At 38.3% G+C, this 11,952-nt stretch carries 9 protein-coding genes and 2 tRNA genes; 1 reads left to right on the top strand and 10 read right to left on the bottom strand.

Annotation, left to right across the window (positions count from 1 at the left end; translation table 11 throughout):
• Window positions 1-173: 173 nt before the first annotated feature.
• The 6 genes from BM157_RS05535 to BM157_RS05510 all read right to left on the bottom strand — a co-directional run bounded on the left by BM157_RS05535 (window position 174) and on the right by BM157_RS05510 (window position 5,489).
• Window positions 174-247, bottom strand: a tRNA-Met gene (locus BM157_RS05535).
• Window positions 248-297: 50 nt separating this feature from the next.
• Window positions 298-370, bottom strand: a tRNA-Val gene (locus tag BM157_RS05530).
• A 323-nt stretch (window positions 371-693) separates the two neighbouring features.
• Window positions 694-2,124, bottom strand: a complete 1,431-nt coding sequence (purB, locus tag BM157_RS05525) for an adenylosuccinate lyase (RefSeq protein ID WP_055176397.1) — start codon at window positions 2,122-2,124, stop codon at window positions 694-696.
• A gap of 142 nt (window positions 2,125-2,266) precedes the next feature.
• A complete protein-coding gene (locus BM157_RS05520) occupies window positions 2,267-2,941 on the bottom strand; it encodes an HD domain-containing protein (protein WP_090140251.1) in 675 nt (224 codons plus the stop codon).
• A 196-nt stretch (window positions 2,942-3,137) separates the two neighbouring features.
• The gene (gene purF, locus BM157_RS05515; RefSeq protein ID WP_055306770.1) at window positions 3,138-4,565 is read right to left on the bottom strand and encodes an amidophosphoribosyltransferase; all 1,428 of its coding nucleotides are present in this window, start codon (window positions 4,563-4,565) and stop codon (window positions 3,138-3,140) included.
• Between the two features lie 42 nt (window positions 4,566-4,607).
• Entirely contained in the window at window positions 4,608-5,489 is an 882-nt protein-coding gene (locus tag BM157_RS05510; RefSeq protein ID WP_438940717.1) for a phosphoribosylaminoimidazolesuccinocarboxamide synthase, read from the bottom strand.
• A 212-nt stretch (window positions 5,490-5,701) separates the two neighbouring features.
• Here BM157_RS05510 and BM157_RS05505 point away from each other — a divergent pair, with 212 nt between their 5' ends.
• Window positions 5,702-6,073 (top strand): PilZ domain-containing protein, encoded by a 372-nt coding sequence (locus tag BM157_RS05505; RefSeq protein WP_242858648.1) that lies wholly within the window; start codon window positions 5,702-5,704, stop codon window positions 6,071-6,073.
• A gap of 425 nt (window positions 6,074-6,498) precedes the next feature.
• Here BM157_RS05505 and gatB read toward each other — a convergent pair whose 3' ends face one another.
• From gatB to aspS, 4 genes are all read right to left on the bottom strand, one after another.
• Window positions 6,499-7,929, bottom strand: a complete 1,431-nt coding sequence (gene gatB / locus BM157_RS05500; protein ID WP_022204435.1) for an Asp-tRNA(Asn)/Glu-tRNA(Gln) amidotransferase subunit GatB — start codon at window positions 7,927-7,929, stop codon at window positions 6,499-6,501.
• Window positions 7,930-7,944: 15 nt separating this feature from the next.
• Window positions 7,945-9,390, bottom strand: coding sequence for an Asp-tRNA(Asn)/Glu-tRNA(Gln) amidotransferase subunit GatA (gene gatA, locus BM157_RS05495; RefSeq protein ID WP_022204436.1), 1,446 nt, complete (start codon window positions 9,388-9,390; stop codon window positions 7,945-7,947).
• Window positions 9,391-9,547: 157 nt separating this feature from the next.
• Window positions 9,548-9,841, bottom strand: a complete 294-nt coding sequence (gene gatC / locus BM157_RS05490) for an Asp-tRNA(Asn)/Glu-tRNA(Gln) amidotransferase subunit GatC (RefSeq protein ID WP_022204437.1) — start codon at window positions 9,839-9,841, stop codon at window positions 9,548-9,550.
• A gap of 129 nt (window positions 9,842-9,970) precedes the next feature.
• On the bottom strand, window positions 9,971-11,716 hold the full coding sequence (gene aspS / locus BM157_RS05485; RefSeq protein ID WP_090140249.1) for an aspartate--tRNA ligase: 1,746 nt from the start codon (window positions 11,714-11,716) through the stop codon (window positions 9,971-9,973).
• Between the last annotated feature and the right edge of the window lie 236 nt (window positions 11,717-11,952).

Below are 11,952 nucleotides of genomic sequence, written 5' to 3'. Positions count from 1 at the left end.
TATTGTATTTGATTTTTCAAGATGTTTTATGTAATTTCACCGATATTTACAATAATAACATATTTTGATTGTGCACATTTCACAATCAATCCACAGATACTGCACAATTAAACCACTATTTTTGTAATAAAATTACATAAAAAAAAGAACGCAAACGCGTTCTTTTACAATAGTAGCGAGAGAGGGATTTGAACCCACGACACCACGGGTATGAACCGTGTGCTCTAGCCAACTGAGCTATCTCGCCATATATTATATTGTATGCAAACCACATACATTAGGACTTAATGTCCTAAGTGGGACCTACAGGGCTCGAACCTGTGACCCTCTGCTTGTAAGGCAGATGCTCTCCCAGCTGAGCTAAGATCCCGTTCGCTTTGTTAGTGTTTCGTGTCTCACGAACACTGCTTCGCTATTATAATATTAAAATGCACTATTTGTCAACTACTTTTTTCAAAAAAACGCAAAAAAAATACAATTTTTTCTTTTTTTATTATCCGTAGAAAAAATGGCTTGTTTTGCGGCACTTACAGACTTTTATACCAGTGCATTCAATATGAATAATAATGACCGCCACATATTCATATACATTTAATGCAGCAGTCATTATTATAATTATAATTCTTATTTAACCTGACAATGTTACTTATATATACATTTATCTGATATATACCTCAATCTGATATATACGATTTATACATTAATCTGAGCTGTAAGACCAAGTATATCTGAGTTATCATCAAGTATTGGCTTAATAACATCTGCAAGGTATTCATCAACCTGCTCTCTTGAACGTCCAACATACTTAATTGGGTCAAGCTTAGCCTGAAGCTCTTCAAGAGTAACTCCAAACATTGGATCATCTGCAATAAGCTCAAGAAGATTATTATCAAGACCTTCCTGCTTAACTCTCTTGCCAGCTATCATTGAAAGTTCTCTTATTCTTTCGTGAAGTTCCTGTCTGTCTCCACCAGCCTTAACTGCATCCATCATAATGTTCTCTGTAGCCATAAATGGAAGCTCTGCCATCATATGCTTAATAATAACCTTGTCATATACAACAAGTCCATCAACAACATTAAGGTAAAGATCAAGTATTCCATCAACTGCAAGGAAGCCTTCTGGTACAGAAAGTCTTTTATTAGCTGAGTCGTCAAGTGTTCTTTCAAACCACTGTGTGCTTGATACTATAGCTGGGTTAAGGGCATCACAAAGTACATAATCTGCAAGTGAAGCCATACGTTCACTTCTCATAGGATTTCTCTTATATGCCATAGCTGATGAACCTATCTGTGACTTCTCAAATGGTTCTTCAACTTCCTTAAGGTGCTGTAATAATCTTATATCATTAGAGAACTTATGTGCTGATGCAGCAATGCCTGCAAGAACATTAAGAACTCTTGTATCAACCTTTCTTGAATATGTCTGTCCTGATACTGGAACACACGCCTCAAAGCCCATCTTTGTGGCAATCTTCTTATCTATCTGACGAATCTTATCCTGATCTCCATTGAATAATTCAAGGAATGAAGCCTGTGTACCTGTTGTTCCCTTACAGCCTAAAAGCTTCATTGTTGATAATACATAGTCAAGATCTTCTAAATCCATAACTAATTCATTAAGCCATAATGTCGCTCTCTTTCCAACTGTTGTTGGCTGTGCTGGCTGAAAATGTGTGAAAGCAAGTGTAGGCTGTGCTTTATATTTGTCAGCAAACTTAGAAAGTTCGTTAATAACATTAACAAGCTTCTTACGAACAAGCTTTAAGCCCTCTGTCATAATTATGATATCTGTATTATCACCAACATAACAAGATGTAGCACCAAGATGAATTATTCCCTTAGCCTTAGGACACTGCAGACCGTAAGCATATACATGTGACATAACATCGTGACGTACTTCCTTCTCACGCTTCTTCGCATCTTCATAGTTAATGTCATCCTGATGAGCCTTAAGTTCATCAATCTGCTCCTGTGTGATTGGAAGTCCTAATTCTGCCTCTGTTTCAGCTAATGCAATCCATAACTTTCTCCATGTCTTAAACTTCATATCTGGAGAGAAAATGTACTGCATCTCTTTGCTTGCGTATCTTTCTGCAAGTGGTGTCTGATATCTGTCGTTCATTCCTGCAATCCGCCTTTCTTAAATTGTCATAATTCTTATAATTGTAGCCGGCTATTATTAACCATCAATACAGCATATATAGAATATACTGAACACTACTTATTAGATTGTACCATATATATTCTATTCATTCAATATGATGTCAGTCCTCTTTTATTTTTCCATTTTCAACATTTGGCTTGATAAAATTGTTATACGCATAATCCCACAAAGTCTCTGAACCATCTTTAGTATTCTCATTTCTTTTAAGTATCTGATTTAAGTGGACACATTTTTCTTCCCAGCTTCTTCCACCAGAAGCATTATTAAGCATTACAGGCTGTATATTATCAAGTGTCCTTGCAAACTTTGCCTCAGGTGTCTTTCTTTCCTCGAATTCGTCCCAAAGCCCTCTCATATATTCAGCCTGGTCACTTGGAAGAAGCCCGAATATTCTGTCTGCAGCAGTTAATTCTCTCTGTCTCTGTGTCTTCTTGCCATCCTCATCATATGCGTAAGTATCACCAGCATCAATCTCTACTATATCGTGTATAAGAAGCATTGTCATAGTCTTTAACACATCAATCTTTTCATTAGAATACTCGCTTAACAGCACCGCCATAATTGCCATATGCCACGCGTGTTCAGCATCATTTTCTTTCCTTGAAGCATCTGCAAGATATGTCTGTCTTCCTATAAGTTTCTCTTTATCAATCTCCTCTATAAATTTTATCTGTTTAATTAATCTGTCCTTATCATTATTCTCTTGATTATTATTCTGTTTATCATCTTGATTATTATTAGTCTTGTAATTATTATCCTGACTACTATTCTTCATTAATTATTCTCCCCGATATTAATATTTAAAAAAACGTGCAAAGCACATTCCCATAGTAAGTATGGTCGTTTGTGACAAACCATATCATCGCACGAATATACATCATCGGCATATAGTGCTTTCGCGTAACAACGAATTCTACCGTAATTCCCTATTACACAAAAAGGGAGGGCTTTACCCTCCCAATCCGGTTATTTTAACCCATCTCGCCACGAATATCTATTTCTGGTGGTTCAATTGGATAATTACCTGTAAAGCAGGCATCGCAGAAGCCTGTCTGATTACATATCATTTCACTTAATTTATCTGTTTCAAGATAGCCAAGAGAATCTGCTTCTATGTACTTGCAGATTTCATCAACTGTTCTTCCTGATGCTACAAGCTGATCCTCTGATGGTATATCAGTACCAAAATAGCAAGGATGAAGGAATGCTGGAGAACTTATTCTTACATGTACCTCCTTAGCTCCTGCCTGTCTTAAAAGATTAACAATTCTGCGGCTTGTTGTTCCTCTTACAATAGAATCATCTATCATAACCACTCTCTTGCCTGCAACTTCCTCTTTCAACACGTTAAGTTTAACCTTAACGCTCGACTCTCTCTGCTCCTGCTTTGGCTTAATAAATGTTCTTCCAACATAATTATTTTTTATAAAAGCATTACCATAAGGAATACCTGACTCCATAGAATAACCAAGTGCTGCTGGATTTCCTGATTCCGGAACACCTACAACTAAGTCTGCTTCTACTGGATGTGTCTTTGCAAGTATACGACCAGCATTAACTCTTGATTCATATACTCCCATACCATCTATCCTGCTGTCAGGTCTTGCAAAATATATATATTCAAATATACATCTTGCTGTATTCTTCTGGCAGAGTGATGTATCTGACTGTATCCCATCTTTAGTTATCGTAACTATCTCTCCTGGTAATACATCTCTTATAAATTCAGCACCTACTGTATCAAGTGCACAAGTCTCTGATGATAAGAAATATGTATTGTCTCTCTTTCCTATACAAAGAGGCTTGAAACCAAATGGATCTCTTGCTCCGATAAGCTTTCTAGGACTCATCACTATAAGCGAGTATGCACCCTTAATCTTCTTCATAGCATTTTTAACAGCTTCTTCTACCGTAGGTGTATTAAGTCTTTCTCTCGCTATTAAATACGCAATAACTTCTGAATCAATTGTAGTCTGGAATATAGCACCTGTATATGAAAGTTCTTCCCTTAATTCAACCGCATTAAGAAGGTTACCATTATGTGCCATTCCAAGTGTACCCTTAACATAATTTAATACAAGTGGCTGTGCATTTTCTCTTGTAGAACTTCCTGCTGTAGAATAACGAACGTGTCCAACACCAATATTACCCTTTAACTTCTCTAAATTCTCAGAATTAAACACTTCATTCACAAGTCCCATATCCTTGTGGGAAAGAACCTTTCCCTTAGGACCTTCTGTATCACTCACAGCGATACCACAACTTTCCTGTCCTCTGTGCTGTAATGCAAACAAGCCATAATATATCGTTGACGCAATATCTCCACAATCGAAGTCATATGCGCCAAACACTCCACATTCTTCGTGAAGCTTTCTGTCATCAATATAACTGTCGTTCATATATACCTCTGTCTTAGTATTCGTATTAGCAATGTAATCAAATTAGAAATCTTCACCTGTAAGAAGCTTATATGCCTCTTTGTACTTTTCTACTGTCTTGTCAATGATATCATCTGGAAGAAGATAATCACTATCAGGGTTAGCAAGAAGCCAGTTTCTAACGAACTGCTTATCATAAGATGGCTGTCCCTGTCCTTTCTTGTATCCTTCTAATGGCCAGAAACGTGAGCTGTCTGGTGTAAGCATTTCATCACCGATTACAACTTCGCCATTCTCATCAAGACCAAATTCAAACTTAGTATCAGCAATAATAATTCCCTTGCTTAAAGCATATTCTGCGCACTTCTTATAAAGTGCTATTGTAGCATCCTTAATCTTAGTTGCATATTCAAGACCCTTGCCTGGGAACTTCTTCTCTAATACCTCAATACTCTGCTCAAATGAGATATTCTCATCATGGTCACCGACCTCAGCCTTAGTACTTGGTGTATAGATTGGCTCAGGAAGCTTCTCTGACTCTTCAAGGCCTTCTGGAAGCTTAATTCCACAGACTGTACCATTCTTCTGATAGCTTGCCCAGCCGCTTCCTGTTATATATCCTCTAACGATGCACTCGATTGGAAGCATAGTTAACTTCTTGCACATCATACTTCTTCTTGCATACTTTTCATTCTGGAAGAATTCCGGCATATCATTAACATCAACAGATATCATATGATTAGGAATAACATCCTTAGTATAATCAAACCAGAATTTAGACATCTGAGTAAGAATTGCACCCTTATCTGTGACCTTATTCTTTAAAATGTGGTCAAATGCTGATATACGATCTGTTGCCGCTATAACAAGCTTATCTCCTATATCATACACTTCTCTTACTTTGCCTTCATAAAGTAACTTAAACTTTTCCATGATCGCATCCATCCTTTTAAATTATAGTAATAGTGAATTTAATTATACACTCAACAACTAAAAATTATATAACAGTACACTACCAAAATCAATAGACAATACTTGCATATTATTCTTAAAAATTGTATTATTATAGAAAATCTTTATACAATATGTTTTATTTATTCAACTTTTTTATGTATTCAGATTATTATTATACGCAATTGTAGATGGAGGATTGTACTATGAATGATGGAATTGAAAAAAGACGCTATAACCGCCACAAGGCGAATTTAACATTAAATGTGTCTAAGCTTTTTAAGCAGGATTACATCAATATAAGAAATCTCGACTCACCTATAAATATAACTGATATATCAAAAGGTGGAATCGGCTTTCGCTCAAAAAGCATTTTACCTTTAGATTTCTATTTTGATGCTGTGTTACAGTTAGATGATGAAAAAAAACCAATAAACTGTGTTGTCAAAATCATCCGCTGTCAGCCAGTAGATAACTCAGACCTCTACGCATACGGCTGTGAATTCGTAGGAATGTCACCCGTCATAGGTGACACTGTAGACAACTACAGCTCACACACCGAGCCCCCACAAGCCTAATAACCCAAGTGAAATAATTCACACTAAACAGTGGAATAACCCACACAGAATAACCCCAAACATATAAATCCAAATATATATTTTAGTATATTTTCATCAAAAAAGAGAGGCGGTACCCCCCTCTCTTTCTGTTTATCTGTCTATCTCCAAATACATTTAACAAAATATGTTCACCCCTCCAGCCCCGCAACCATCGCAGTCCGCCAACACACAGATTGGAGAAACCGGCGGAAGCATAAAAAGGCGATGGGGAGCCGCCGGCACTTAAGCGCTGTCCTTTAGTGCTTTAGTACCGCTGCGAGCGACACTCAGTGCAAACGTGTCTTTGTTGCTTCCGCCGATTTCTCCAATCGTCCGTCCGCCGTCCGCCGCACTCTGCACCTTGCCGCTTCCCACATCGTCTTTGTTAAACATATTCCTAAAATCTACAGCAGCTCTTTTAAAAGCTTATTAACCATTCCCGGATTAGCCTTACCCTGCATAGCCTTCATAGTCTGGCCTACAAGGAATCCGATAGCCTTCTCCTTACCTGCTCTATAATCAGCTACCGACTGTGGATTATCAGCTATAACCTTCTCAACTGTTGCCTTAAGTGCACCTTCGTCATTAACCTGCTTAAGTCCATTTTCCTCAATATACTTATCTGGATCAATATCCTCGTCAAATATCTTCTCGAATATTTCCTTAGCAACATTACTGTTAATAGCGCCCTCATCTGCAAGCTCAATAATTCTTGCAAGACTCTTAGGTGAGAATGTGATATCCTCAGGATCCATATTCTTTTCCTTTAAAATACGCATAGTCTCTGTAATAAGCCAGTTAGATACTTTCTTTGGCTTATTGCATAAGGCTGTTGTTTCTTCAAATATATCAGCAAGCTTCTTAGAATCAGTAATCATATTGATATCATAATCAGGAATTCCGAATTCTTCCTTATAGCGAAGCATTTTCTCATCCTTAAACTCTGGCTGTGCTTCCCTGATAGTATCAAGCCATTCTTCGCTTATGTGGATTGGTACAAGGTCTGGATCAGGGAAATATCTATAATCCTGTGCATCCTCTTTAGAACGCATAGCATATGAATATTCCTTATCATCATTCCATCTTCTTGTTTCCTGAACAACCTGTCCACCAGCTTCAATTATATCTATCTGTCTTGCTGTTTCAGCCTCAATAGCTCTCTGGATAGCTGAAAATGAGTTAAGATTCTTAGTTTCTGTTCTTGTACCAAACTCTGTACTGCCTTTTTCTCTTACAGAAAGATTGACATCAGCTCTCATAGAACCTTCCTGAAGCTTACAATCAGATGCTCCAAGATACTGGATAGTATTTCTTAACTTAGTAAGATAAGCAATAACCTCTTCTGCATTTCTCATATCTGGCTCAGATACGATTTCTATAAGAGGCACACCTGAACGGTTATAGTCAACATAGGATACATCCTCCCACTCATCGTGTATAAGCTTACCTGCATCCTCCTCCATATGAATCTCGTGAATTCTTATAGACTTTTCTGTTCCATCTTCAAGCTTTACGTCTACATGGCCATCACGGCATATAGGCAGATATAACTGTGATATCTGATAATTCTGTGGATTATCAGGATAGAAATAATTCTTTCTATCAAACTTGCAGTCTCTTGTTATAGAGCAGTTAGTTGCAAGACCAACCGCCATAGCATACTCTACTACCTTCTTGTTAAGAACTGGAAGAGAGCCTGGCATACCTGTACAAACAGGGCATGTGTGTGTATTAGGTGCTCCACCAAATGCTGTTGAACAGCCGCAGAATATCTTAGTCTTTGTAGCAAGCTCAACGTGAACTTCAAGACCAATAACTACTTCATAATCTTTCATTGCCTGACCTCCTCCTTATTCAAATCTTCCTCGTGCCTGCTCATATGAATATGCAGCACGGATTATATTATTTTCCTTAAAGCAGTCGCCTATAAGCTGTACACCTATTGGAAGTCCCTTAGAGTCCTTTCCACAAGGTACACTTATTCCTGGAAGACCTGCAAGGTTAACTGATATTGTATATATATCGCCAAGATACATCTTGATAGGGTCTGCTAAAGATGAGCCTATCTTAGGAGCAGTTGTTGGTGCAACAGGTCCAAGTATTACATCATACTTTGCAAATGCTTCATCAAAGGCTTTCTTAATAAGAGCCTTTACTCTTAATGCTTTTAAATAGTAGGCATCATAATAACCTGAGCTGAGTACGAATGAACCAAGCATTATTCTTCTCTTAACCTCAGGTCCAAAGCCCTCTGAACGTGTCTTCTTATACATATTGTGAAGACCTTCATACTCGCTTGTCCTGTAACCATACTTAACGCCATCGAATCTCTCAAGGTTAGAGCTTGCCTCAGCGGCAGCTATTGTATAGTAGGTAGGTATAGCATACTCTACAAGGCTTAAGTCGAATTCTTCAACTATGGCACCCTTTTCTTCAAGCACCTTAGCTGCCGACATAACAGCTTCCTTAACCTCAGGATCAAGTCCATCGCCAAAGTAGTCTCTTGGAATACCTATCTTAAGTCCCTTAACATCATCTACTAAAGCCTTTGTAAATGCTGTATCTTCTCTCTTTACTGATGTAGAGTCCTTATCATCCTTTGCTGCTATAACTTCCATAATAGTAGCACAGTCTGTTACATCCTTACATAATGGTCCTATCTGATCAAGTGATGAACCATAAGCTATAAGTCCATATCTTGAAACAGTACCATAAGTAGGCTTCATACCTACAACACCACAGTAAGATGCCGGCTGTCTTATAGAACCACCTGTATCTGAACCAAGCGCCGCAAAGCACTCATTTGCTGCAACTGCTGCAGCTGAACCACCTGACGAACCACCAGGAACGTGCTCTGTATTTCTTGGATTCTTAGTTGCTCCGAATGCACTTGTTTCTGTTGTTGAGCCCATAGCGAACTCATCCATATTAGTCTTACCGATAATAACTGCACCTGCCTCCTGAAGTCTTATAACTGCTTCAGACGAAAATGTTGGAACAAAGTTACCAAGTATTTTAGAAGAACATGTTGTAAGCATGCCTTCTGTGCACATATTATCCTTAATAGCAAAAGGTACACCAGCTAAAGGTCCTGTAAGCTTTCCAGCCTTGATATCCTCGTCAGCCTTAGCTGCTGCCTGTAATGCTTTTTCCTTGTCAAATGTCACATAGCAGTTAAGCTCTGCTTCAGACTTTTCAATCTGAGCAACAACAGCCTGCATAGCTTCTACCGCTGTCACTTCACCTGCCTTAATCTTTGCAGCAAGTTCAACGGCTGTACAATCTAATAAACTCATAGCATTTTTCCTTTCCTGCATATATTTTGTTATTGTACATAATCTATTTCGTTATTGTATATAACGCATTTTGTTATCGTACATAACGCATTTTGTTATTGTACATAACATATCCCGATATTGTATCATCATCTGCCTGATGTAAAATACAATATTATTACTCTACCGTCTTAGGAACTATAAATCCATATTCATTAGCCTCTGGTGCATTGGCAAGTGTATCCTTGCTTCCGTCACCATTAGTAACAACATCCTCCCTCATGACATTATTCACAGGGAATACGTGTGACATAGGCTCAACACCTGTTGTATCAAGCTCGCCAAGCTTATCTATATAATCAAGCATGCTTGCCATATCCTTCTTTGCATCCTCTTTTTCCGACTCAGAAAGCTCAAGCTTAGCAAGAATACCTACATATTCGATAGTTTCATCACTAATCACATTAGCCATAACATACCATCCTTTCTTTCATATTAACGTCTTATATTTTCCCTTTGATATCTGCGAATTACTCCACTGCATTTGATATCCGCGAATTACTCCGTTGCATTTAAATCTTTGATATAAGGATTTTTTCCATTAGTCTCTGACCTTAATATGAACCTCTCTTAACTGCTGTTCTGTTACCTCATTAGGTGCTCCACACATAAGATCCTGTGCTGTACCACTCATTGGGAATGGGATAACCTCACGGATATTCTCTTCATTTCTAAGGAGCATAATCATACGGTCAACACCTGGTGCCATACCTGCATGTGGTGGTGCACCGAACTGGAATGCGTTGTAAAGTGCTCCAAACTTAGCCTTAAGTACTTCTTCATCATATCCTGCAATTTCAAATGCCTTAACCATAATCTGCATATCATGGTTACGCACAGCACCCGATGATAATTCAACACCATTACATACGATATCATACTGGTAAGCAAGAATATCAAGCGGATCCATAGTATTAAGTGCTTCAAGACCACCCTGTGGCATAGAGAATGGATTGTGTGTAAAACCAATCTTCTTAGTTTCAGGATCTCTTTCAAACATAGGGAAATCATTTACATAACAGAATCTGTATGCATTTTTCTCTATTAAATCAAGGCGTGCGCCAAGCTCGTTACGAATCTGTCCTGCAAAGAATGCAGCTTTATCTTCCTTATCAGCGATAAAGAATATTGTATCTCCTGCCTGAAGTCCCGCAAGTTCTCTGATCTCGCCCTTAAGCTCATCTGGTATAAACTTATCAATAGGTCCCTTATATGAAAGGTCTTCAAGAACCTCAAGGTAACCAAGTCCGCCCATACCGATTCCTGTAGCGAACTTAAGAAGCTTCTCATGCTGTCCCTTTGAAAGCTTAGCATGAACATTGATAGCTCTTACAGTCTTGTTCTGGAATGGCTTAAATGTACATTTATTGAAGAAATCGGACAAATCTATAATTCTAAGTGGGTTTCTAAGGTCTGGCTTATCTGAACCAAACTCAAGCATAGCCTGCTTATAGCTTATGATTGGATAAGGAGCCTGTGTTACAACTGAACCTTCTGGTGCAAACTTTGCAAATGTTTCTGTAAGCACTTCTTCACCTACTGCAAATACTTCTTCCTGAGTAGCAAAGCTCATCTCGAAATCAAGCTGATAGAATTCTCCTGGTGAACGGTCAGCTCTTGCATCTTCATCTCTGAAGCAAGGTGCTATCTGGAAATACTTATCAAAACCAGATACCATAATAAGCTGCTTGTACTGCTGTGGTGCCTGTGGAAGTGCATAGAACTTACCCTTATACTTTCTTGATGGAACGATATAATCTCTAGCGCCTTCTGGTGATGAAGCACAAAGAATAGGTGTCTGGATTTCAAGGAAGCCCATATCTGTCATCTTCTGACGAAGGAATGATATAACCTTTGAACGGAATACCATATTATCCTTAACCTTAGGATTTCTTAAGTCTAAGTATCTGTACTTAAGTCTTACATCTTCTCTTACTTCCTTAGATGTCTGGATTTCAAATGGAACCTGCTGGTAAACCTGTCCTAATACTGTAATCTTCTTAGCTTCAAGTTCAATAGTTCCTGATGGAATCTTAGGATTATATGTTTCCTCATCTCTCTGTTCCATAACACCATCGATACTGATACACTCTTCCTTCTTGATACCCTTTAAGAGTTCTGGTTCACGGATAACTACCTGTAATACTCCGTACATATCTCTTAAATCGATGAATGAAACTCCACCGTGATCACGGATGTTCTCAACCCATCCTGATACCTTCATCTGCTTTCCAATGTCGTTCTCACTTACATTCTGTAATGTGACATCTCTGTAAATGTTTGCCATCTTGATAATAGCTCCTTTCTGATTGCTTTATATTGTTAATGTGTGTCTTGTTGCAGCTGATAAATATATTGTTCCTGCTTTCTGCAAAGGCTGTAACGATATAACTTAGTGGCAATCGTTATCTGCACGCAAAAAATCCCGGAATGCCTTACCAGCATTCCGGGACGAATAATACATAATTATCCGCGGTACCACCCGCATTGAACGAAATCCGCTTCTGAATAGCTGTCATCTAG

Origin of the sequence: [Lactobacillus] rogosae (assembly GCA_900112995.1) — a bacterium.
GTDB classification, from domain to species: Bacteria; Bacillota; Clostridia; order Lachnospirales; family Lachnospiraceae; genus Lachnospira; species Lachnospira rogosae.
This window is presented reverse-complemented; position numbering and strand designations above follow the sequence as displayed.